The sequence below is a fragment of the Parabacteroides sp. AF27-14 genome (assembly GCF_003635425.1).
Taxonomy (GTDB): Bacteria; Bacteroidota; Bacteroidia; order Bacteroidales; family Tannerellaceae; genus Parabacteroides; species Parabacteroides distasonis.
In genome coordinates this window covers 98,991-124,060 of sequence record NZ_QTLZ01000009.1, presented here as the reverse complement: position 1 = coordinate 124,060, position 25,070 = coordinate 98,991, and the positions used below count along the sequence as shown (strand labels likewise).

At 45.4% G+C, this 25,070-nt stretch carries 22 protein-coding genes; 2 read left to right on the top strand and 20 right to left on the bottom strand.

Features of this window, described 5'->3' with window-relative positions; genetic code table 11:
- Positions 1 to 145 precede the first annotated feature (145 nt).
- The 6 genes from DWY79_RS11530 to DWY79_RS11505 form a co-directional block, all read right to left on the bottom strand.
- Positions 146 to 3,271 (bottom strand): efflux RND transporter permease subunit, encoded by a 3,126-nt coding sequence (locus DWY79_RS11530; protein WP_122369359.1) that lies wholly within the window; start codon positions 3,269 to 3,271, stop codon positions 146 to 148.
- 9 nt (positions 3,272 to 3,280) lie between these two features.
- Complete coding sequence (locus tag DWY79_RS11525) at positions 3,281 to 4,366, bottom strand: efflux RND transporter periplasmic adaptor subunit (RefSeq protein WP_121961134.1); 1,086 nt, start codon at positions 4,364 to 4,366, stop codon at positions 3,281 to 3,283.
- Between the two features lie 16 nt (positions 4,367 to 4,382).
- Positions 4,383 to 5,642, bottom strand: coding sequence for a TolC family protein (locus DWY79_RS11520; protein WP_122369358.1), 1,260 nt, complete (start codon positions 5,640 to 5,642; stop codon positions 4,383 to 4,385).
- Positions 5,643 to 5,732: 90 nt separating this feature from the next.
- On the bottom strand, positions 5,733 to 6,665 hold the full coding sequence (locus tag DWY79_RS11515; protein WP_122297240.1) for a UDP-glucuronic acid decarboxylase family protein: 933 nt from the start codon (positions 6,663 to 6,665) through the stop codon (positions 5,733 to 5,735).
- Between the two features lie 10 nt (positions 6,666 to 6,675).
- Complete coding sequence (locus tag DWY79_RS11510; protein ID WP_005857026.1) at positions 6,676 to 7,137, bottom strand: septal ring lytic transglycosylase RlpA family protein; 462 nt, start codon at positions 7,135 to 7,137, stop codon at positions 6,676 to 6,678.
- Between the two features lie 17 nt (positions 7,138 to 7,154).
- Positions 7,155 to 8,534 (bottom strand): cytochrome c peroxidase, encoded by a 1,380-nt coding sequence (locus DWY79_RS11505; RefSeq protein WP_005857028.1) that lies wholly within the window; start codon positions 8,532 to 8,534, stop codon positions 7,155 to 7,157.
- Positions 8,535 to 8,862: 328 nt separating this feature from the next.
- Between DWY79_RS11505 and DWY79_RS11500 the strand changes: the two genes are divergently transcribed.
- Positions 8,863 to 9,450, top strand: coding sequence for a LemA family protein (locus DWY79_RS11500; protein ID WP_122369357.1), 588 nt, complete (start codon positions 8,863 to 8,865; stop codon positions 9,448 to 9,450).
- A gap of 14 nt (positions 9,451 to 9,464) precedes the next feature.
- On the top strand, positions 9,465 to 10,436 hold the full coding sequence (locus DWY79_RS11495) for a TPM domain-containing protein (protein ID WP_005862349.1): 972 nt from the start codon (positions 9,465 to 9,467) through the stop codon (positions 10,434 to 10,436).
- A 73-nt stretch (positions 10,437 to 10,509) separates the two neighbouring features.
- On the opposite strand, the gene DWY79_RS11490 is transcribed toward DWY79_RS11495, so the two are convergent.
- From DWY79_RS11490 to DWY79_RS11425, 14 genes are all read right to left on the bottom strand, one after another.
- Positions 10,510 to 10,998, bottom strand: coding sequence for an NAD(P)H-dependent oxidoreductase subunit E (locus tag DWY79_RS11490; protein WP_005857033.1), 489 nt, complete (start codon positions 10,996 to 10,998; stop codon positions 10,510 to 10,512).
- Positions 10,999 to 11,001: 3 nt separating this feature from the next.
- A complete protein-coding gene (locus DWY79_RS11485) occupies positions 11,002 to 12,792 on the bottom strand; it encodes an NADH-dependent [FeFe] hydrogenase, group A6 (protein ID WP_005862352.1) in 1,791 nt (596 codons plus the stop codon).
- Positions 12,793 to 12,806: 14 nt separating this feature from the next.
- Positions 12,807 to 14,597 (bottom strand): NADH-ubiquinone oxidoreductase-F iron-sulfur binding region domain-containing protein, encoded by a 1,791-nt coding sequence (locus DWY79_RS11480; RefSeq protein ID WP_122369356.1) that lies wholly within the window; start codon positions 14,595 to 14,597, stop codon positions 12,807 to 12,809.
- Between the two features lie 21 nt (positions 14,598 to 14,618).
- A complete protein-coding gene (locus DWY79_RS11475; RefSeq protein ID WP_044546039.1) occupies positions 14,619 to 15,017 on the bottom strand; it encodes a ferredoxin in 399 nt (132 codons plus the stop codon).
- Between the two features lie 74 nt (positions 15,018 to 15,091).
- On the bottom strand, positions 15,092 to 15,988 hold the full coding sequence (locus tag DWY79_RS11470) for a serine O-acetyltransferase (RefSeq protein ID WP_005857041.1): 897 nt from the start codon (positions 15,986 to 15,988) through the stop codon (positions 15,092 to 15,094).
- Between the two features lie 2 nt (positions 15,989 to 15,990).
- On the bottom strand, positions 15,991 to 18,153 hold the full coding sequence (locus DWY79_RS11465; protein WP_057318744.1) for a kelch repeat-containing protein: 2,163 nt from the start codon (positions 18,151 to 18,153) through the stop codon (positions 15,991 to 15,993).
- Between the two features lie 12 nt (positions 18,154 to 18,165).
- Entirely contained in the window at positions 18,166 to 19,122 is a 957-nt protein-coding gene (locus DWY79_RS11460) for a hypothetical protein (protein ID WP_036629346.1), read from the bottom strand.
- A gap of 41 nt (positions 19,123 to 19,163) precedes the next feature.
- Positions 19,164 to 20,957 (bottom strand): serine/threonine-protein kinase, encoded by a 1,794-nt coding sequence (locus tag DWY79_RS11455; RefSeq protein WP_158593847.1) that lies wholly within the window; start codon positions 20,955 to 20,957, stop codon positions 19,164 to 19,166.
- A 41-nt stretch (positions 20,958 to 20,998) separates the two neighbouring features.
- Positions 20,999 to 21,802, bottom strand: coding sequence for a PP2C family serine/threonine-protein phosphatase (locus DWY79_RS11450; protein WP_005862361.1), 804 nt, complete (start codon positions 21,800 to 21,802; stop codon positions 20,999 to 21,001).
- 12 nt (positions 21,803 to 21,814) lie between these two features.
- Entirely contained in the window at positions 21,815 to 22,330 is a 516-nt protein-coding gene (locus tag DWY79_RS11445) for an FHA domain-containing protein (RefSeq protein ID WP_122369354.1), read from the bottom strand.
- Entirely contained in the window at positions 22,327 to 22,581 is a 255-nt protein-coding gene (locus DWY79_RS11440) for a hypothetical protein (protein ID WP_005857054.1), read from the bottom strand. The genes DWY79_RS11445 and DWY79_RS11440 overlap by 4 nt, the downstream gene beginning before the upstream one ends.
- Before the next feature lie 142 nt (positions 22,582 to 22,723).
- Positions 22,724 to 23,377, bottom strand: coding sequence for an FHA domain-containing protein (locus tag DWY79_RS11435; protein WP_005857056.1), 654 nt, complete (start codon positions 23,375 to 23,377; stop codon positions 22,724 to 22,726).
- Between the two features lie 4 nt (positions 23,378 to 23,381).
- Entirely contained in the window at positions 23,382 to 23,771 is a 390-nt protein-coding gene (locus tag DWY79_RS11430; RefSeq protein ID WP_005857058.1) for a LytTR family DNA-binding domain-containing protein, read from the bottom strand.
- 58 nt (positions 23,772 to 23,829) lie between these two features.
- Positions 23,830 to 24,924: a HAMP domain-containing sensor histidine kinase gene (locus tag DWY79_RS11425; RefSeq protein WP_005862364.1), complete on the bottom strand. Its 1,095-nt coding sequence runs from the start codon at positions 24,922 to 24,924 to the stop codon at positions 23,830 to 23,832.
- Positions 24,925 to 25,070 lie beyond the last annotated feature (146 nt).

Genomic DNA, 25,070 nt, shown 5'->3' with positions numbered 1-25,070 from the left:
TTTTCACAGTTGTGATACGATCGTTTCACCTCTGTGATATGATCTTTTCACAGCCGTGAAAAGATCAGTAAGTATAATCCTTTCGCATAATAACTCCAGTCGCCCTCCCTAATAGTTCCGGACTTTCTTGCTACAAATATAGCAATTACAACCTACGTTGCACTAATTTACCGTTCTTATCATAAAGCATTCGTCGATAAAAAGCCTCCACCATCAACGGAAAGACAAAGAGGGTGAAGAACGTGGCTCCTATTAATCCGCCAATGATCACGATCGCCAAAGGACGCTGGCTTTCCGATCCGATACCGTGGCTCAAGGCGGCCGGAAGCAGGCCGATAGCGGCCATGGAGGCGGTCATTAATACGGAACGTACCCTTGATTTCACGCTCATCTTGATCGAATCTTCCAGAGGATGCCTCTCCCGCAGGTTATTCTTGATGTCCGATATCATGATCACGCCATTCTGTATACAGATACCGAAGAGGGCGATAAAGCCGATACCGGCGGAGATCGAGAAGTTGAAACTCGTGATTAATAGGGCCAAGATACCTCCGACGGCGGCGTAAGGCACGTTTAATAAGACCAGTCCGGCATCCCGGGCGTTGCCGAAAAGGACGAATAGGATCACGAAGATGATCGCTATACTTACGGGGACGACTTGGGCCAAGCGTTTGGTAGCCCGTTGTTGGTTCTCGAAATCTCCGGTCCATTTCAAGGTATAGCCTTCGGGGAGCTTTACCTGCCTCTCCACTTTCCGCTGGGCTTCAGCCACGGCGCTACCCATGTCGCGGCCCCGGACCGAGAATTTCACGGCGCAGAAACGAGCGTGGTTATCCCGGTAGATAATCAACGGGCCGGTAATCGTATGGATATCCGCCAGCTCGCGGATAGGAATCATGGAACCATCCTTCGCCGGAACCAGTATCTTGCCTATCTCATTCTCGCTACGGCGGAAAGCGGATTCGTAGCGGACCATGATATTGAACTTACGCTCGTCCTCATAAAGCAGGGAGGCGCTCTTACCTCCTATCGCCATCTCGATAATGGATTGTACATCCTCCTTGGCCACGCCGTAGCGGGCTAAACGAGACTCGTTCAACTCGATCCGCAGCTCCGGCTGGCCGATATTCCGGATAACGCCCAGATCCTCGATACCGTCTACGGTCTCCAAGACCTTGAAAACCTCTACCGCCTTTTTCTCCGACTCGTATAGATCTTTACCGAAGACTTTCACGGCGATGGAACCTTTCACGCCGCTGGCCGCTTCCTCTACATTGTCCGAGATAGGCTGCGAGAAGTTAAAATCCACGCCCGGATAGATCGCCAGATCCTCTTGCATCTTCTCGATCAGGCCCGCTTTCGAGCGTTCGCTTTCCCACTCTTTCTCGGGATATATATCCACATGAAACTCGATGTTGTAGAAACCTGTCGCGTCCGTGCCATCGTTCGGCCGGCCGGTTTGCGATAAGACCTGACGAACCTCCGGATAAGCCGCCAGCTTCCGGCGCATCTGGTTGGCCAACGTAACGGATTCATCCAAAGATATACTTTGCGGTAAGGTCGCACGGATATAAATAGAGCCCTCGTTCAGTTGCGGGAGAAACTCGCTGCCCAACAAGGTGAAGCACCAGATACCTACGGTGGCTACCAGCGTGGCGAACGTGATTGTCCGCTTCTTACGGGCGTGGCACCAGTCGAAAATACCGATCGACTTCCGATTGATCCACGCAAGGAACGGATTATGTTTCTCACGCACCTCTTTCTTTAATAGCATGGAAGAGAGGACGGGTACCAATGTCAACGTAAAGATCAACGCTCCCAACAAGGCGAACCCCAAGGTATAAGCGAGCGGGCTGAACATCTTTCCTTCCACCTTCTGGAAAGAGAAGATCGGGACCAAGGCTGTGATGATAATCAGCTTAGAGAAGAAAACCGCTTTCGCACGGTCCTTCGCCGTATGACGGATAATACCCATCTTACTCATCAAATTAAAAGCGGGCATGCCGACTTCACGGGCTTTCCGGTCCAATGCCACGAAAAGCCCCTCCACCATCACGACGGCGCCATCGATAATAATACCGAAGTCGATCGCTCCCATAGATAAGAGGTTGGCGCTCATCCCCATCGCCCGGAGACAAATAAAGGCGAAGAGGAGTGCCAACGGGATAATGATCGACACGATCACCGTCGTACGCCAATCCGCCATGAAGATTAATACGATGAAAGTTACCAGCAGAATACCTTCCGCCAGATTATGTGTTACGGTCTTGACCGCCAGATCTACCAGATTCTCACGATCGTAGAACGATACGATTCGCACGTCTTCCGGCAAGGTGTTTTGTTGGATATCCTTGATCTTATCCTTCAAGGCGGTGATTACCTCGCCGGGGTTCTCCCCTTTTCGCATGACAACGATGCCTTGTACGACATCATCTTCCTCCATGCGGCCCACTTGCCCTAGGCGGGGAAGACTGGATTCGTGTACGGTAGCCAAGTGCTTGACAAGGATTGGCGTGCCATTGATATTCTTTACGACGATATTCTCGATCTCTTTTATATCGTTAATCAAGCCAATACCCCGCACGACATAGGCTTGCGAGCTTTTCGTGATCACGTCGCCGCCTACGTTGATATTACTTTTCGCGATAGCGTCATAAAGTTCCAAGGTTGTTACCCCGTAACTGATCAGTTGATTCGGGTTGACGCTAACCTCGAATGTCTTTACCTCTCCTCCGAAGCTGACGATATCCGCTACACCGGGTACGGCCCGCAACTTCCGCTCGATCACCCAATCCTGCAAGGTCTTCAATTCCCGGACGGAACGCTTATCGCTACGTAATGTATAGCGGAAGATCTCGCCGGTCGGACCATATAAGGGCTGCACTTCCGGCGTGACCCCTTCCGGCAGGTCGGCGTCGTTCAAGAGATTATAAACTTGCTGGCGGGCGAAGAAATCATCCACCTTATCTTCGAACATCACGTTGATGACGGAAAGACCGAAAAGGGTTGTGCTCCGGATATCCGTCTTTTTCTGTACCGGGTTCATGGCGATCTCGATCGGGATTGTGATAAACTTCTCGATCTCCTCGGCGCTCCTGCCCGGCCATTGGGTGATAATCGTCACCTTCGTATTCGTCACATCCGGAAACGCGTCGATCGGCGTATGGATAAAGCTGGTGATACCGGCGATTACGGTGATCGTGGTACAGAAGAAGATAAAGAATTTGTTCCGGAGGGAGAACGTTATGATATTATCTATGAATGTGTGCATATCGTCTGGTTACTTTAATTCGTTATACACCAAGAGAGCGTTCCGATCTACGATCCGATCCCCATCCTTCAAGCCGGATCGCAGGTAACAGAACTTCTCGGTTTGCTTATACACCGAGATCTCACGCATTTGCAAATATCCCTCCTTCGAGACATAGACAACGTATTCTTTACCATCCTCGAAAATCACGGCATGGGCGTTTACGCAAGGCATACTTTCTCCTTTTACCGCGCTCTGTACATATACGTTCGTAAACATTCCGGGTTTAAGCATATACTTCTCGTTCCTTAATTTGACTCTTACGCTCATGGTCTTACTTTCTCGGTCTAGCATATGATAGACCTTATCGATCGTTCCCGTAAACTCCATATCCTTATAGGCCAAAGTGGTGATACGAACGGTAGCCCCCTCTTTTACCTTGCTGATATCTCCCTCATAGACATCGGCCATCACCCAGACATCGTCGAGACCGGAAATGGTAAACATCTCCTCCCCTTGATCGGAACGGATCTGCATATCCCGGTTTATATTCTTATCGATGATAAAGCCGGAGACCGGCGCTTTCACCACATAGGTAGATGGGTCTGTTATGTTATAAATAGAATACATTTCTTGGATACGTTTGGTCTCGGCCTCGGCATCGGCTTGCTCTTGCTGGGCTTGCAGGAAGTCCCGGTCGGAAGCCATACCGCTCCGGGCCATATCTTGGGTAGCCTCCAAGTTACGGTTAGCGATAGCCAGTTGATGCTCGGCCTCCTTTCGCTGCTTGTCGATATCAGCGATCTCGCCGCTCCGGATCACCGCTAGGACATCTCCTTTCCCTACGTAATCGCCAACTTCCGCATGAATGGAGGTGACATTTCCACCAAATATCGGATACACATGGGCCACTCGCTCTGGATTGAAACTGACACGGCCATTGAGCAATAACTCGTTGGTTAATGGTGTGTCACGAACCGTATCCAGTGTTATAATCTCCTGTAAACTGTCATTTAATAGTAAAGGTTCCCGGGTATCGACCGAGGTGGTCGCCTGTTTCCCGCAGGAACATACCAAGGGTACTAAAAGGATGCATGTGATTAGATGCTTATTCATATCATTTGATTTGCTTTTAATAGTTGAATACATGGCTACCCGTTACGGTATTTACCTCCTCCAAGGCCAGTAACACTTCTTTTTGAGTTTGGTAAAGTTGCAAGCAGGTTGTTTTGTAGGTCTCATAATAATCGATAAACTCAAGGAGACTGATATTCCGTTTTTGGAAATTCAAGTTCACGCCTTCGATAATCAAGGCGAAATCCTTCTCCAATCCATAGTTCGAGGAACGATAAAGCTGAATCGCCTTTTCCAATCGGGCATAGCTGGTGAATAATTCATTCTCGGCCTGGCGGCGTGCGTATTCTTCCTTATGGGCCTTTTGAGCGACAGATATTTTCGCCGCCCGGATATTCCCTTGATTCCGGTTAAATATAGGGAGAGAGACGCTCAATCCGATCGCCCAATAATCATTGATAAAGTTACCGGCCTTATCATACGTACCCTTTACGCTCACTTCCGGGAAAGCGAGGGAACGTTGTAATTTCACGTCCGCCTCCGAAGCCTTGATGCTTACTTGCGCCAACTTAAGATCCGGACGTTCGTATAATAAAGAGGTCAATTCAGAGAAAGGGACGGAGTCCATATCGATCTGGTTCAACACAGACTCATCGAATATCGGCTCGAAGGTATCATTGCCGGATATTCCTAGTAAAAGCCGCATGTCTCCTTGAAGGGAGATTGCTTGATTGGCGATATCATTCCGCTCTTGCCGCAAGGAAAGCAATAGGGCCTCGATACGGGACTTCTCTAATAAAGAAACATTCCCTTTCTCATTCTGCTCCTTGAGAACCTCCAGCAGATGAGCCAAAGAATCGATCTCACGATCGTAAATGGATTGGGATTTCCGGGTGAAATAAAGCGTTACGAATTTCTCCTTCAACTCGCTCCGGAGGGTTCTTAATACTTCCTCGAATTGGTAAAGGGCCATTTCCTTATGGATCTTCTCCAAACGGACACGTTTGTTTCGCTGTCCGGCGATATAGATCAACTGTTCCACCTCTACGATCGTTTCCCCTTGTTTTCCGAAATCAAAGTAATGTCCGTTCAACCGGTTATAAACATTTTGCTCCAAAGAGACCACGGGATTCTCGAAAAGTTTGGCCTGTACCACCTGAGCCTCGGCTATATCGATATTATACCGTTCGGCTATCACTTCCAGATTGTGTTCAGAGAAACGTTGCTCGGACTCTTTCAAGGAGAGGGAGACAACAGAGGCTTTCGCCCCAGAGAAAAGAAGAGATAAAAAAAGTAAAAGAGTGACTCGTCTGTCCATTTGCGTTAAATTTTACGCAAAGGTAGAAGTCACTCTTTTATCGCTTATGAATATTTAGTTAGAATACTCTTAGGCCAAATTAGAAATTTATTAGAGAGATTTAAAGTATAATATTGTTTTCTTTAATCCTTCCTCCAAACAAACCGTAGGTTCCCACCCATCTAATTTCTCTTTGGCCAACGTAATATCGGGCTTACGTTGCTTGGGATCGTCTCCCGGCAACGGGCGGTATACGATCTTAGAGGAGGAGTTTGTCAAACGGATCACGATCTTGGCCAACTCGTTCATCGAGAACTCTCCCGGATTTCCGATATTTACCGGACCGATAAAATCATCCGAGGTATTCATCATACGAATCATCCCCTCGATCAAATCGTCTACATATTGGAAACTACGAGTTTGGTTTCCATCCCCATAAATCGTAATGTCCTTATTTTGTAATGCCTGTATAATGAAATTAGAGACGACACGGCCATCGTTCGTACTCATATTAGGCCCATACGTATTAAAGATGCGGATGATTTTAATGCGAACCTTGTTTTGGCGATGGTAATCCATAAATAAGGTCTCGGCGCAACGCTTGCCCTCGTCATAACAAGAGCGAGGCCCTATCAGGTTGACATTTCCCCAATAGCTTTCCGGCTGCGGGTGTATCATGGGATCTCCATACACCTCACTGGTAGATGCTTGTAATATCTTAGCGTTCACCCGTTTTGCCAGACCTAACATATTGACCGCTCCTAACACGGATGTCTTGATCGTCTGTATCGGATCTATTTGATAATAAACTGGAGATGCGGGACATGCCAAATTATAAATCTCATCGACCTCGGCTTGGAACGGTATAGAAACATCATGCCTGATCAACTCGAAATGTGGATTTTTCAGCAGAGGAATCACATTCTCCTTACTTCCCGTAAAATAGTTATCCAGACAAATTACTTCATTTCCTTCTTCTAAAAGACGGGCACATAAATGAGAACCGATAAAGCCGGCGCCCCCGGTGATAAGTATTTGCTTCATTATATTAAATTTATTTCGTGAATTTCACCCTATAAGGTGGATCCGGACGTAAATAATCTATATCCAGATAAGGAATCTTAGGATAGATCAAGTCCAGATAGCGGAGGTCTAAGGGGCCGGGAACGACTTCTATCCGTACCTTAGCGACACCTTTATCGATAAAATCCAATATCTCGGCGGCGCTCGCTGATACATCAATGATTCGTTTTCTATAACGAGGTCCACGATCCGTTACGCATACAATGGTACTTTTCATATTCTCCAAGTTCGTGACTCTTAAAAAAGTACCAAAAGGATACGTACGATGCGCGGCGACTAATTCTTCTTTATCATGAACCCTTCCACTGGATGATTTCCTGCCGTGGAAACGATGATGGTAATACGAAGCAAGTCCTTCCTCCTGTGCCCATATTCCTTCTCCACACTTAACTGCGGCAAATATAAGTAATATGTAGAACAAGCGGAAGGACATGTACCTTTTTTAATCAATTATTGAAGCATTTTTCCATTATATTCTCCGTTCAAAGTTCCTAGAAAAACAACGATTTTTTCAACTTCTACATCATTGATCTCCTTTCCGATCTGGAACTCATGCATGATACGGATCGCATCCTCTACAGAGGCTACCGTTCCGTCGTGCATGTACGGATAAGTCAGCATCACGTTACGAAGTGTCGGGGTTTTGAACTTATGACGATCGGATTCTTTCTTAGTCACGGCATAGCGTCCGTTATCACCGTCCGTCAACCCTGTATTCCGGTAATCGAAATAGCTGTTCTTGATACCCATGAACTCGTAAGATTGACCACCGACATTTACACCAACGTGGCAAGTAGCGCATTTATTGTCCTTGAATAGTTGATAGCCCTCTAATTCTTCCGCTGTAAGCGCGTTTTTATCTCCCATCAAGTATTTGTCGAAACGACTCGGCGTAAGCAAGGTCTTCTCAAACTCAGCGATAGCGTCCGTGATCGTAGATTGAGAATAACCTTCCGGATACACTTCCGTGAATTTCTTCGTGAAATCCTTATCTTGCGCTAAAGCCTCGCAAATCTGGTCGAATGAGGTACAACCCATTTCCACTGGGTTCAATGGAGGACCAGCCGCTTGCTCTTTTAGGTCTGCCGCACGTCCGTCCCAAAATTGAACGAAATTAAGCGCCGCATTATATACGGTCGGAGCGTTAACACCACCGAACTGTCCATTAATACCTTCCGAATATTGCTTACGGTCTACACCACCTGTGTTCAATCCGTGGCAAGTAGCGCAAGAGATCGTATTGTCCGCAGACAAACGAGTATCATGATACAGGGCAAAACCCAACTCTACCTTCGCCGGATCTGTAGGCAAGCTCTTCATTAGAGGCTGAAGAGGCTCATTCTTAAATTCTTCCGCTACGGTTTCGGTCGTGAAACGATCTTTACGGACATTCTTCGCCCATGAAATGATCACCGCTTTCTCATTGTCGTCAAGGCTGGTTCCCCAGTGCATCGGCATATGGGAATACTTAGCCGGGGGCATAGAGCCGCTTAGGGCCGTATTCTCCACCTTCGCCAAATCAACCTCTGAAACGGGCTGCCCGTTCTCCAAGGCTTCCACCATAGCAGTCAAGTCCACATAGTGAACGGCCTCCTTCATGTCTGCCTGTACTACGGGACCGATCAACGGTAAATTACCGTAAAATGGCAGAGGCGCATTTTCAGAGTGGCAGGCCAAACAGTCGTTTTCCCGCAGGATAGAGGCCACTTGCTTACCTTCATTGTCGGCAAATTTCTTGTATTCGGAAGAACCGCACGAGGTAACCGCAAAGGCTAAAGCGCAGAGTCCTACCGGTAATGCCGTCATTTTAGCATAAATTGTTTTACGCATAACTATATTTATTTAGATTTATTAAGTGCAAATATAGAACAATTCACTTACATGTACCCTAAAAGCCTTGGATTTCATTGATCAGTTTTATCTATGGGAAGATAAATAGAATCTATGCGGTGGGCTTCCATCCGCAGCATCGCGGCAAGCTCCTTCCTATAATGCCCAGTATGAGGTTCTAACAATGGGCAATATAAGGATGTTACAATGCCCATTATAAGCAGCTAACAATCGCAGTTATAAGCAGCCGCCAATCGCTATGTGGATAATCCGATTTTTTTATATAGCTTTGTCTCATTATGTATAATCAATAAATTATAAGGCAAAGATGTTTAAGAACAAAGTTGTATGGATTATCATCGCTATCGTAGCGATATTATTCTTTTGGGTGAAAGGCGTGTATAATAATATGGTAACTCAAGACGAAGGCGTGAAAAACGCATGGAGCCAAGTTGAGAACCAATATCAACGCCGTATGGATTTGATCCCGAATCTGGTAAATACGGTAAAAGGATACGCCGCGCATGAGAAAGAGACTTTAGAAGGTGTGGTCAACGCTCGTGCCGAGGCGACGAAGACTACGATTGATCCTTCTAACCTTACTGAGGAATCCTTGAAGAAATTCCAGTCCGCACAGGGTGAGTTAGGAAATGCCCTCTCCCGTTTGATGCTTGTTTTAGAGCGTTATCCAGACTTAAAAGCGAATCAAAACTTTATGGAGCTTCAAGCGCAATTGGAAGGGACCGAAAATCGTATCTCAGTAGAGCGTAAACGTTTTAATGAGGTAGCTCAGTCTTATAATACCTATATTCGCCAATTCCCGAACAATATTTTGTCCGGAATGTTCGGCTTCCAATCGAAAGCTTATTTCGCCGCTGAATCCGGTGCGGAAAAGGCTCCTAAGGTAGAATTCTAATAGCCATTCGCTGAATGAGTGAGATAAAGAATATAAGATCTAGGCGCAAGTGTCCGGTAAGCCTTTTATGGATCAGTTTATTGCTGGTTGGTTTTGCCTCTTCTATTTTCGCGGCAAAGGATTATTCGATCGAGACCATTCCGAACGTACGTCTTTCCAACCGGTTGAACCATGTCAGTAATCCGGATGGTATCATTACCCCGGATGACGCGGCACGTATCAATCAATTATTAAATGTAGTGGAAGATAGTCTCGGTATCGAGGTAGCTGTCGTTGCCGTGAATAGCATCGGGGATCAGGATGCCCGGATGTTCGCCACAGATCTATTTAAGCATTGGGGCTTGGGGCAGAAGAGCAAGGATAATGGTTTATTGATCCAGTTGGTGACGGAACCTTCCCAACGTTCGGTCGTTTTCGAGACGGGATATGGCATCGAGGGTGTCTTACCCGACGCGATTTGCTACCGGCTCCAGCAGCGGTATATGATGCCCGATCTAAAGGCCGGGGATTATAGCGCCGGCATGTTGAAAGGAGTCATGGCGGTTACCAAGTATTTAATGTCCAGCGACTATGAACGGGCAGGCATGACTGGCAACCGTTCTTCTTCCTCGTCCGATGATGATTTTATGTGGATATTCGTGGTGGGGATTATCGGGATGATCGGTTTCTCGGCATTTATCGCATACTTAAAGTATCGTCCGAAGGCATGTCCCCGTTGTGGAAAGAAAACCTTTGTATATATGGGGCAGCAGGTGATCCGGGAAGCGACTCGTTTCTCGGAAGGTCTGGCCGAAGATGTATACCGCTGTAAGAGTTGCGGGTATACAGAGAAAAAAAATCGTACCATCGACCGCATACACCGAGGAGGAGGTGGCCCTATTATTATGGGTGGCGGTGGTGGTTTCGGAGGTTTTAGCGGAGGCGGCGGTGGCGGCTCTTGGGGAGGTGGAAGCTCCGGGGGTGGCGGTTCGATCAGTCGTTTCTGAAAATACGATTATTCGCATTATTTTATACAAGCGGTCACGTAAAACCTTATGTGACCGCTTGTGTTTTCGTATCTTATTGCTCTTTCAGATAGTAGTCGGAAAGTATATCCCGTACCTTCTCGGGAGTAACCCTTCCATAGACCTTCCCGCCGATCATGACCACCGGAGCCAATCCGCAAGCACCGACACAGCGTAAGCAATCCAAGGAGAACAAACCGTCCGGTGTAGTCTCTCCTACCTTTATTTCCAATTGACGTTGCATTTCTTCCAGAACATTTTCCGCACCACGCACGTAACAGGCCGTTCCCAGACAAACCGAGATGGGGTATTTCCCCTTGGGGGTCATCGTAAAGAATGAATAAAAAGTAACTACGCCATATACCCTTGAGACCGGGATATTCAATTCGGCGGCGATAACCTGTTGGACTTCCGGTGGTAAATATCCGAACAAGCCTTGGGCGGCGTGCAAGATATTGATCAACTCCCCGGGATCGTTGTTGCGTTCAGCGCATATCGCATGTAGCTCCGCTACTTTTGTTTTAGGCAAATGTATCTCATTCATGGCTTATTTACTTTTTTCAGTTTCTATATACATACCGATTACTTCCTTACGATCTATGTAATGTGTATGCAGTAATTTGTGGGCTTTCGGTCCGCAAGGCTCTCCCAAATACTCGCTGTATAATTGCTGGATATACGGATTCTCATGGCTCTTGCGAAGCGGTTTGTTAGCGTCTTCCCGGTAAAGAGCGGCAGCACGCCGGCGAAGTACCTCCATACGGCCTCGGTGGAACGGTTGTCCGCCACCGCCGATACAGCCTCCCGGACAAGCCATCACCTCGATCGCATGATAAGGAGAGGTACCGTTCTTCACCTCCTCGATCAATTTGCGGGCATTCCCCAGACCATGAGCGATACCGATCTTTACCGGAGTCCCATTAAAATCGATGGTAGCGCTACGAATACCTTCCAGCCCGCGTAACTCCTCGAAGTCCACTTTATCCAGATTTTTCTTCGTATATAATTCATAAGCAGTACGGCAAGCGGCCTCGATAACACCGCCGGTAGTACCGAAGATCACGCTCGCTCCGGTAGATTCACCCAACGGACGATCGAACTCACCATCCGGCAGTTCATTGAAATCTATATTCGCATAACGGATTAAACGGGCTAACTCACGGGTATATATCGAATAATCTACATCGGGATTACCTTCCACGCTAAACTCCGGGCGGCTAGCCTCATACTTCTTCGCCAAACAAGGCATGATAGATACGACTACCAAATCCTTACGGTCCACTCCCAACTTCTCGGCGAAATAGCTCTTGGCGATCGCTCCGAACATTTGCTGCGGGCTCTTGGCTGTAGATAAATTATCCCGTAACTCGGGGAAATGTTGTTCCACAAAGCTAACCCAGCCCGGACAACAACTCGTCATTAACGGTATTTTCACCTCTTTGTCTCCATTCAAGTAACTACCTAGGCGATGTAATAATTCCGTTCCCTCTTCCATAATGGTCAAGTCGGCGGCAAAGTCCGTATCAAATACATAATCAAAACCCAATTGACGCAAAGCTGAAACCATCTTGCCTGTAACCAATGTACCCGGCTCATACCCGAAATCACGTCCCAACGCTGTGCGAACCGCCGGCGCTGTCTGGGCGATAACAATTTTAGTAGGATCGGCCAAAGCGTCCAAGACCGGCTGTTGCGTATTACGTCCGCTAAGCGCGTTTACAGGACAGACGGATACGCATTGTCCACAATAAGAACAGGTACTTCCGGCCATATCCCGTTCGAAAGCTGTCGATACGGCCGCGTTAAATCCACGGTTCACGGCAGTCAAGGCGCCAACCGTCTGTATCGTATTGCACATGGTCTCACAACGGCGGCACATGATGCATTTGTTCATGTTCCGGACAATAGAAGGGGAACGATCTATCGTAAATGTAGACATTTCTCCCTTATACCGGATCTCGCGGATTCCTAGGTCGTGCGCGATCTTTTGTAACTCGCAATGTCCGTTGCTACTACATGTCAGGCATTCCGCCGGATGATTCGAGAGGATCAGCTCCATCACCGTCCTGCGGGCATTCATTACCCGAGGGGTATGTGTCCGTACGACCATACCTTCCGTACATTCCATTTTACAGGATGGGGCTAAATTTCTACGTCCCTCGATCTCTACGACACAAATACGGCAAGCTCCCGGATTATTCTCATAATGCAAATCCTCCAGTTTCATATAACAGAGTGTCGGGATATGGATACCTACACTTTTTGCCGCATCTAAAATGGTGGTTCCTCTCGGCACTTCCACCTCTTTATTATCTATGATTAATTTAATTGTTTCCATGATTGTAAATGAATTTAGTGGACATAAATCGCTCCGAACTTACACTTCTCCATACAGGTACCGCAACGGATACAAGCTTGCGGATCGATAATATGAGGAATTTTCCGTCCACCTGTAATTGCGTGCACCGGACAAACACGGGCACAGAGCGTACATCCTTTACATTTCTCCGGATTGATGAAATATTGAGTAAGTTCCCGGCATTGATGAGACGGACAACGATGCTCCCGGACATGCGCCAGATATTCATCGTAGAAATTATCCATCGTAGATAAAACCGGATTCGGGGAAGTCTGTCCCAAGCCGCATAAAGCGGTATCCTTAATCACCATCGCCAGATTCCTTAGACGGGTCAAATCCTCTTCGGTTCCGTTTCCACTCGTAATTTTCTGCAATATCTCATGTAAGCGTTTATTACCGATACGGCACGGTGCGCATTTACCGCAAGATTCCTCGACCGTAAAGTCCAGATAGAACTTAGCCATGGCTACCATACAATCATCCTCGTCCATGACGATCATACCTCCGGAACCCATCATGGAACCAGCGGCAAGCAAATTATCATAATCGATAGGAAGATCAAGATGCTTTTCTGTCAAGCAACCTCCTGACGGGCCACCGGTTTGCACAGCCTTAAACTTCTTTCCATCCTTGATACCTCCCCCAATTCCAAAGATAACCTCACGCAAAGTCGTACCCATAGGAACCTCGATCAGACCTACATTGTTTACCTTTCCAGCCAAGGCGAACACCTTTGTTCCTTTGCTTTTCTCCGTTCCGATACTACTGAACCATTTAGCGCCTCTTAACAAGATCACCGGGATATTCGCATAAGTCTCTACGTTATTTACATTGGTCGGACAACCTTTATACCCGTGTTCACTAGGGAACGGTGGCTTTACGGTAGCCTCGCCTCGCAAACCTTCCATACTGTGGATCAAAGCGGTCTCCTCTCCACAAACAAAAGCTCCGGCACCGTACCGGATCTCGATATCGAATGAGAAATCAGTCCCAAATATATTCTCGCCCAGCAATCCATATTCTTTCGCTTGCCGTATGTCTATTTTCAAACGTTCCACGGCTAGCGGATATTCGGCACGGATATATACCAAACCTTTGCTAGCTCCCGTACAATATCCATTAATCGCCATAGCCTCCACAATCGAATGCGGGTCGCCCTCCAATATGGAGCGATCCATAAAAGCGCCCGGGTCGCCCTCGTCCGCATTACAAACCACGTATTTTTGAGGCGCTTGTACCTTACGGGTAATCTGCCATTTCAAGCCTGTGGGGAAACCACCACCGCCACGACCTCGTAAGCCGCTATCCATGATTTCCTTGATTACTTCCTCGGGAGTCATTTCCACAAGGGCTTTTCCCAACGCTACATAGCCGTCACGAGCGATATACTCATCGATATTCTCCGGGTTGATAAAGCCACAATTTCGAAGGGCGATTCGTAGCTGTTTCTTATAGAATCCGATATGCTTGGAGTCCGGAACCAGCTCACGGTTCTCTGGATTCATATAAAGTAACCGTTCCACTTTACGGCCTTTTACCAAATGCTCCCGTACGATCTCGTCCGTATCCGATGGTTGAACTTGTACGTAAAAAGTGTTATCGGGGATCATCTTAACCACCGGACCCTTCTCGCAGAAACCGAAGCATCCAGTACGGATCACTTGTGTATCCTCTAATCCGTATTGCTCGACGGCGGCTCTCAGATTCTCGATGATCTGCTCGCTTTGTGATGCACGGCAACCTGTGCCACCGCACACCAATATATAATTCGTGTATTGTGCCATTTATGTAAGATATTAAATTTCTTATTCGGGTTTTACGGTGGTGTAAGTTACAGGAATGATGCCGTCTACCAAGATACCCTTACGGATATACTTGTCTATGATCTCTTCTACTTTTGCCTTATCGACATAACCGAATACCAACGGCTCCTGACCCGGAAGCTTGATTTCGATAGTCGGTTCCGCATAACAATAGCCCATGCATCCGGTTTGAGTTACCAACGCATCGATTCTCTGCCGGTCTAAAACCTCGATAAAATAACTCATTATCTCCTTGGCTCCGGCAGCTATACCGCAAGTGGCCATAGAAACCTTAATTTGTACGAGCTGATCAGGGGTATTGCTTTTTTCACGCAGATCCAAAGACGCACGAAGAGATTCACGCATTTTCTTGAGATCATCTAATGTCTTTACTTTGTTCATGGTCATATTCTATTATTTAAGGAAAACACCGTAATGTCATTTGCACAAACATACGGAATCTCTTTCAAATAATATCATATTTCCGTGAATTTTTCTTCGACACGTGATTGAGATATCTTGGAATTGGGAGGTACACTATGGGTGAGCCAGATGTTACCCCCGATAATAGATCCTCGGCCAATAGTGATCCGTCCTAATATCGATGCGTTGGAATAAATGGTCACATAATCCTCGATGATCGGGTGACGGGGCAAATCTATCGGAAGTCCTTCCTCGTCCAGCGTAAAACTCTTGGCTCCTAACGTCACACCTTGATAAAGGCGGACATGGTTTCCGATAATGGCGGTTTGTCCCACGACAATACCCGTTCCATGATCGATACTGAAATATTCTCCGATCTGCGCCCCGGGATGAATGTCGATCCCGGTTTGCGAGTGTGCCATTTCCGTAATGATACGCGGGAGTACCGGTACGCCTAGCTCGAATAATTCATGAGCGACCCGTTGATGTAAAAGCGCGTAGACCGCCGGATAACAGAATATAATCTCACTCACGCTCTTGGCTGCCGGATCACCATCCAAGATGGCCTTTACATCGGTGGACAGTAAATATTTGATATGAGGAATCCGGTTAATAAAAGCGATCGAGATCTCGGAAGCCCGGTCCTTGGAATCACAACAACGCTCTACCTCAAAACAAAGTCCATTATATATTTGCTCTTGCAAGAGATCATAGATCTTTTCCAAATAGACTCCCGTATAATATTGGATAGAGCCTAATTGAGCCTCTTGTTCCGTACCAAAGAATCCGGGGAAGATAACCGTACGTAATAGGCGCATGATCTCATGCAACGTAGCGACTGAAGGCGATGGCTTCTGATGCAACGGGATATATTTGTATTCCGGTAGATCAGGAGCCGACAGCCGTTCTACGTTCTTCTGTATCTGTTCTAAAATCGCTGTTCTATTCATCTTTAATTATCCCAAGTAGGATCGTAACTGATTAATGAGTTAGAGGCATTGCCCAAACCTATATAGATATAATTATCCAAGACATACATGCAATGTACAGACCTGTTAGCCGCTGGTAACTGGGATTTCTGGCTCCAGTTCTGAGAGTCCGGATCATAGCGCCAAATATAACCGTCCCCGTCTACGCCATATACGTAATTACCATAAGCGATAGCACATAAAAGCATCCTTCCGGGGAACGAAGCCTCCTTTTCCCAAGCTACAGCGTTCTTGTCTGTAGACCAAAACTGTGTCGTATATTCCAAAGAAGGATCCGCTTTATTAATAATCCCCAGTCCGGCATATATACGGTCACCAATTACAACGGATATTCCGCCGTATTGTTTAATCGGGAAATTAGATTTCTTGCTCCAAACGAAAGCGCTCGGTTCATAAGTCCAGACTTCATCGATTAGTTCGTTACCTCTACGTCCACCTATGAGGAACGCTTGATCTTCCATTCTGCAACATGCCGCCCGATACATACCTTTAGGCCGTTGCTGGTCTGTTTGTACGGCGCTCCAAGAATTATCGGATGTGGAGTATACATATAAACTGTCACATATCTTTCCCGTGTTATCCAAACCACCAAAAGTCCATAGGCCAAATCCGATGCTGAAACATGCTTGGCCCGATAATTTCTCAGGCTGAGACCTTAAGGGCAACCATTCTTTCTTAGAGGTCATATATCCCCAAAACTCATCGGTGTATTCCCTACCCGTGTCACCGCCTAACAAGAATCCCGTGCTATTAGCCAAGGTACAGAAAGAGGTAGATCCCGGTATCCGGAAAGCTCCCTCAAACCTTGCCCCTGCTCCAAATATATCCGGAGTTTGGAAGCGAACTTCCTCTCCGTAAGCGATACCATTCTTATTTTTAGCGTAAGCTCTTAAATAATAGCTCGTGCCTCCTCTCAATTCCTTTATCGTACCCGTAAACGCTTGTGTACCGGAAGAAAGAGCTACCGCTCCTTCACAATTACCAAAGGCCGGACTAGGACTAGTTCCCCAACATACACCAGCCTCTGTAACCGGTGAGGCACCTTCGGCTAAGACCTCTCCTCCTACCCATGCGGTACCGTTTTTAATAGTAGACACCTCCTTTGTATTGACTGTAGGCAACTCACTTTCCAGAATCGTATGGATACCTTCGCCTGCGCTATAGGTAGTACCTAAAGCGTTTGTCGCATAAGCACGTACGTAATACCCTTTCTGCTGTTGCATATCATAGATTTTCCCGGCAAATTCTCCGATACCCGCTCCGCAAATAATAGTATCCCCATTTTCTATTGTCGGTGATTTATCAGTACTAAAGCAGAAACCACATGCCGTGATCGGAGAATCTCCCTCGCTTATTATTTCCATGGAGAACTCCGCATAGGTAAACTCTGTCGCTATTTTCTTGAATTTGTTATCATCTAATACAGGACGACCATTCGTGGTCTTAAAGGTCTCGACTTTCGCCCCGTTATACTCACCATATTTACTTTTTGCGTAAGCTCTAACGTAATAGGTAGTTTCCGGTTTTAAATCGGAGATCGTACAATAGAACGAATCGGCTTCCATGTCTATACGAATCGTAGAGTCGGATGCTGAAGGCTCCGGATTCAGCATTAAGTAAATACCCCTTTCCTCGATTTCGGCTTCCCCTTGTTTGGTTATCATACCTCCGCATTGAACGGAAGTAGACATCACGTTGACTGGAAATAAGGTCTTAACGCTTCCTAATCCATCTTTCGTCTTAAAAGGTAAAATCTCTCCATAAGCGGTATCTACCGCATTGATCGCATAGGCCCGGATATAGTAATCCAGATCATTGGTTAAGCCCTCGATCGTAGCCTCATATTTTACCTTACGCTTGGATACGGCTTTTTTATTTTTCTCTATCACAGTAAAGGTAGATTCCGTGCTCCAACAAAAACCGGCCTCTGTCACGGGAGCGCCGTTTTCTTGCAGGACCTCCCCCGATACTGTCACGGAACTAGCCGTGGACTTCAATATCTCGTCTGTCTTAACAGACGGTTTTTTAGCGTTTCGAATGCCACCATCTATATCCGGATCATTCACGCATCCGGCCATTAATAAAGCCGCAAATAGAATAGAGAAGAGTGAGTATATATGTTTCATAAATAATCAATATTAAAAGAATACACCTAAGCCAGCGTTTAGATCCAAGTACTTAAAATTAACCGTATTGCATCCAACGCTAATAAATACAGAGTTCGTTATTTTCATCATCAAGTCAACCTCGGCAGCGACCCCTTTGTATGAGGAATCAATATTCCGGCACCATACCTCTCGTGTACTATCGTAGTTTTCATAGGAATGGGTCGTGAACGAATGTAGTAAAGCTCTTTCACCATATCCCAAACCAACGGAGGCATATAGCCACGGAAAGCATTTTACGATTAAACCGGCCGTTCCGGCTATACTATTTGTCTTCGAGGATTTACCTGTATTAAGCTCATAAGATTCCCCTTCCGAATTAGAGAACTTAATAATCTGCCCTTGGTTATTACATTCGTCCGTATAATTCATAAAAGACATATTCGTCTTGAAACGGACATACCAACCGAAGCGTTGCCCCATACCTCCTACCGTGATTCCATAAGGAGATTCGATCGAATACGAGTATCCCGCAAAAAACTCCATTCGTTTCTTAGGGGATACCGCCGCGGAATCTATCGGTTGGGCCTCCGGTTCCGCCGGCTTTAACAACATCTCTTGGTATTCTTTCCAATAGGTTGCTAGCTCCTCACTTTTAGGGGTTCCGATACCTTCCGAATAATAAATGATTAATTTAGAGATGGCATCCGGATCATCTTCCGTAGCTTTGACTGTCAGGCAGTTTAAACATTTATTCATCAAGCTACGCATGGAAGGCCGCATTCGCTCGTTGGAAAGCCAAATCGTAGTCAGCTGATCAATACTGTATGCGTCGCATTGCGATACGCCTTCCTCGTACCACATTTTAGCGTCACTATAATCAAGACGTTTCATCGCTTCATCTCCCTTACGGTTGTATTCCGTACGCTGTTGCGCCAGCAGTCCGAGGGGAAATACCGCACATATCATCAATATCCAAAGTCTTTTCATATAATAGGTAAATACATGTTTAGTTGTTCATAATATTACAATCAATAATAAGTAAGGCCTTCGCTAATCAATGATCCGTCAGAATTATAAATATCAAACAAATTGTCTTCCCGTTCGAATGCCCGGCCGTTATCCGCGATACCGACACTTAGGTATTTGCAAGGAATACGTTCCTCGGCTTTCGAATCGATCGCCCCGTATCTGTTATTTGACTTCTTACGTACGATCTTATATCGTCCGAAAGCCATTTTCTCCTCATACAGGGCCTTTTTGTCCGCTATACGTTTCTCCTCGGTTTTCTCATCGCAAGCGATGATCAACCGGACTACCTCTTCCGTAAGTTTCGTATCCTTTGCCTCCGACAAATCTTTCTTAGCTCCCAAATAATCAGCTTTGGCCATTTTTTCCTTACCGGAGGCGATTAACGAGTTATATTTCTCATTCATCTCATTTTCCGATGGCTGATCCGGGAGAACATTCTCTTCTATCGTATGCTCTGTTTCCATAGGTCGTTTCTCTTCCACTTTAGGCTCTTGTTTCTCCGCTTCCTTTATCTCAGAGATAGGAGGTTCCGTATGTAAAACTGGGTGATCTGGCATTTCTACTTCTTTTGAGACATTGCTATCCGGCTCCACAGCTGAAGGTAAATCAATACTCTCGACAACCTCTTTTGTGGGCCTATTGCTATGCACTAAAAGAGCCGTAGCGGATCCTACAACGACAAATATAGCGATTCCGATAGGAATTATTTTCTTTCTGGAATTATTCTTTTCTGTTATTGGCTCCACGGCAGGTGGATTAGCCACATTGACAACAGTCTCTTCATCATCCGATCCTACTAATTTAGAATCTACAGGTGATGAATAAACCACCGTTGTTTCCTCATTCACAATCTCGGGAGATGGACTTGGGACAACCTGAACTTCCTTTTCCGCTTGAGAAAAATCCAAAGACGCCAACATCTCGCCCACCGTCTCAAAGCGATCCGCAGGAATGATTTGCATCGCTTTTATGATAACAGCCTCTGTTTTCGGGCTGATCGCCGCATTGATTTCAGAGGGGTTTCGCAAAGGACGTGCGGCACGTAGTATAGATTCTGTAGGGATTGTTCCCGTTAACAGATTATACATCGTGGCTCCCAAGGAATAAATATCCGGACGGGGCGAGAACACTTGTGTTCCTTCGTTATCGTATTGCTCTATGGATGCGAATCCTTTAGAAAGGGTTAACATCGTAGTGCTGGTCTCTTCCTGTTCGATATCGTAACGTTTGCTGACTCCGAAATCGATCAAGCGGGCGTTCCCGTTCTTATCGATCAAGATATTGCTAGGCTTGATATCCAGATGCAAGATACTCTTATCATGAACGAATTGTAACGCCTCGCCAATTTGCCGTACATATTTAAGGACCGTAGCTTCGGGCAATATCCCGTTTTTCTCAAGCATATATTTTAGCGAGAAGCCGGAAATATACTCCATGGCAATATAAGCCGTATTGTTTTCCTCGAAAACCTCCAACACGTTTACGATATAGGGATGGTGAACTTCCGATAGGATCTTTGCCTCTTTGATCAGTTTTTCCTTGAACTTGTTAAATAAGACCTTTCCCGTCTCCGAATGTACTTTTACGGCTTGGGAACCGGGTTCTCTATAACAATAATCCTTGAAGAAATATTCCTTGACACAGATAGGGACCTCCGTCTTTACGGTGCCTAAAGATCCTTTAACCTCTGTATACCAAACTCCTCTGTAGGTTATGCCAAAACCACCTTGACCAACCACATGAGTAAGTCTGTATTTTCCGTTTTGAAGAAGATGTCCGTCTGGCAGATTCATAACCTTGAATAATTCCATTTAATCTGCCAAAAGTACGTTATTTATATAAAAGAATAAAGAAAAGAGAGAATATTTTGCTTAAAACCCATGCTATCTTCCACTTTTTGAATAGGTATGATATAAAAAGAAAAATTATCCCGAGTCTTGCCGTCACAGGCTTCCATGAGAGCGTCCTTTATTTCCGGAACAGATAAACGACCATTAAATATCTCTGCGATCTTTTCATTCTTCAGTCTTTCAAGAACCCCGTCCGTACAAAGAAAGAGGAAATCGTCGGGTTGAATATCGTTCAAGGTAATAATGTCCGCTTCTGTTGGAGTATGAGTGCCTTGTATAGCCCGGATAATCACATTCCGCTGGGGGTGGGTTAACGCTTCTTCCGGAGTGATCTTACCTAATTTAACCAATGAATTTACCAATGAATGATCTTCTGTTTGATATAAAATCTCCCCCTTCCTCAGATGATAGATCCGGCTATCTCCGATATGAGCCAATACGATTCCGGAAGAAGCGATATAGGCCATGGTGAGCGTAGTAGCCATACCCATCGCTTCCGGATGCTCTTGAACATAGGAGTCGAAACAGACTTCCGCATAATGTACGGCTTTATGGATAAACTCAGGCGTGGGATCATCCTTTAGGAACGTAGAAAAGAAAGTTTGTATGGACTCGCAAGCTAATGAGCTGGCTACCTCCCCTTTCTCGGCTCCACCCACACCATCGCAAACCATAAACAATTTTTGGTCAAGGGTCACTTGTTCGGGAAGCGGGTAAATGGAATCCTCGTTATTCGATCTGCCTCCTTTTTCCGTAATAGCACATGGCTTACCGATCGTTATAATCATAACAAATGAGTTTTATTCATTAAAACGTAAGACGGTGCGACCAATAATAATCTCGTCATTATCATTGAGCACGACCACCTCGCCATTCTCTAGGTAACTGTTATTATATAACGTATGGTTTTTACTATTATTGTCGGTAAGGAAATGTTTATATCCACCTTTTGAATCTTTTTTCACCTCAATGCAAATATGCTCGCGACTCATCGTGCGATCAGCCGTGATAATTGGCATCGTGGCTTGTGAGGCGTTCGACTTCCGGCCAATGACAACCTTCCCTTCGTGAAGAGGAAACGCTTGTTCAGGTGTATCGGCGTCTGGAAGAACCGTCAGTCTGTCGATTCCAGTCTTGACAGGTGTCACTAAAATCGTATCGGAATCGACTTCCTGATGATTACTTTTCTCGGATAATAAGGACAAAGGAATAGGCTCTTTGCATTTCGGACACTTAAAGGAGGTAATGCCGAGGGGAATCTTCCCCTCGTCTACCTTTAATCCTACATGGCAATGTGGACATTTAACTGCGATCATACGATAAACGAAATATCTGCGCCATCCATATCCGTAGAGTACAGATCCATCATATCTGTATCGGAAAGCATAACCGTATCGTCCGCCAATGTTATAAAGTCTGAATGATCGAAAGACTCGATGCTACTATCGTCTATAACAATGGCGTCGCCTAGGTCGACACCTCCTCCTTCCACGTCTATTATGACAGCATCCGCTGGCATGACGTCATTGCCGTCTAAAGTTACGAATGTATATTCCTCTTCTTGCATAACCTTTGTTCCTAATATATTAATATTCCGAAAACAAAAGTACAAAAAGCAATGGATTAATAAACTTGTTATTCTCTCTTATAATCAAACATTTGGGTTTCATGTACAAAAGAGGCTGTTTTACTATACGAAAAGAAAAGGCTCATTCTCTCACCCATTTGGCCTTACAGGAAGAAACTGGGCATTGCTTTCGGTTTTTCAATGATTCCCAAGGGATCTCACCTAAGAATGTCCCACATTTCGGACAAACATAGTCTATCTTAAATTGATTGGCGATATCCTGCAATTGCTGGGGAATCTTGGCCGACTGCTTGGCTCCTAGATAGATTCCTACCGTAGGGGCACAAATCGTTATCAGGAGGCTGATGCCGAATAGTTCCGGGCTACCTTTCCCTAAGAAGCCTATCACGACCCCCACTATTCCGGGCAAAGCAAATGGTAAGGATTGAAATAATCTGGTCTTAAACTGATTAGAGGATTGAATCTTAACTTTTGCTTGAATATAATCATCGTAGACTTTTTTCAATGCGGCAAATTCATCGCTATAATCATTATTGTATTTAAGCACCTCGGAAAGATTTAAGACATAGCTATCCCCCAAGCGAATATGATCCGTAGGAGTAACACGTTTCTTTACGATCTGGGCTCCATTCACGAACGTACCGTTAGTAGATCCCGTATCCTCCAATAATAAGTTGCCACCATCCTCACGTATCAGACGGGCATGATGGCGGCTTACATGAGGATCGTTTGCAATAAAATCATTGTCTTTTGCTTTTCCTATCTTTATAATCATAGTCTTATTCCTTTTCCTCTTCCTCTTGAGGCTTTCCCATCTCCTTCTCAAGATTATCTTTCAGCACTTTCAACGGATCCTTGGATATTACCAACTCTTTAGGCTTACCCTCTTCCGTCAATAATAATAAACGCTGCTTAGGGAGATTTATTTGTAAGATATGATTTTTATTTATGATATGACTTTTTCCGACACGCATTAATATCTTGTTACAACCAGCGACCTGCTTCTCTAAGATCTCTTCTATTTTTCCGATATTTATAGCGAAGGTAAATTGGATGCCATTTGACAACAATAGTTTCGTATAGTTCCTGTCTGCTTCAAAATAAAGGATCTGACCAATCTTAATGCGCAACAACTCATCCCTTGTTTTTATAATTAAATACCGCTCCATACGTAGAAATTGTTTTTTCGTTTCTCTTTCAAAAACAAATATACGGTATTTTCTTTATTTAATAGGTATCTTTTGGGGGAAAGATTGGTAAAGTGCACCAAAAACAAGAGCCTTTTCCCTGCTCAGAAGAGACACCGATACGCCCTCCCAGCCTTTCAATTATATTTTGGCAGATAGAAAGTCCAAGCCCTATGCCTTGCTTTTGGTTTCGTCCTTTATAAAAACGATCGAACACATGAAGTTTTATTTCCTCCGACATTCCTTCCCCCGTATCGGTCACGGACAAAAGAACCTCGTTCTCCATGGCTTGATATGACAAGATGATGCTACCTATAGAGGTGTACTTAATTGCGTTTGTTATAAAATTGCCAAGAACTTGTTTCAAACGGATACGGTCGGAGCGTAATAAAAAGGAATCCAAAGATTCCGGATAGGTCAAAGCTACCCCTCTCGGTACTTTGATCTGGAAAGATGCTACCGTTTCTACAATAAGTTGTCTTAGATCAAATTCCATGAAATCAAAGGTCATGGTACCAGACTCGAGCTTAGCCAGATCCAATACATCATTAACGATACCCAATAATAACTCATTATTGGTCTGAATAAGATTAATATACTCTTGTCTTAGCTCACCATCCTCTTCATCCCCTAAAAGAGAAGAGAATCCGACAATAGCGTTTAATGGCATGCGGATCTCATGGCTGATGTTTGCCAAAAAGGAGGATTTCAAACGCTCTGATTTCTCGGCCTTCAGCATTCGTTCTTCCATCGCTTTCAGTTCAGATATATCATAATTCATCAGTAATAGGATGGGGCTTGATTTCTCCAGACCCGCCTCCATTATATCCAGACGAACCCATTTCCATCCCTCGCCATCCCTGACCCGGACTTCCCCTTGATCATGATCAGTTTCTCCGTGGACAAGTCGGCTCAAGGAAGTTTTCAAGCATTCACGGTCTTCTGGCTTGACATTGGAATATATGCCTACTATCTGGCTCAATGGAGTTCCCGGAACTTCACCCATATTCAGATACCATTGTTCCATCGCCACTCCTTCCCCAGTAGACAAATCATACTTTGCGCAGCCGATCTTGGCACGATGACTTATCTGAGGAAAAAAAGGCTCGAACTCTATGCCTAATGTCGTTTTCATATATATCCGTTCTCATTATATTTATGCAAAAAGAGGGTTTATCAAAAAAAAATCGGCATAAGGCGCAAAGAAAAGCAAAGTTCTACATAAATAAATGCAGGTCAGCATCTTGTATGCAGAGCGGGTGGAAACGGACTTCGGCATAA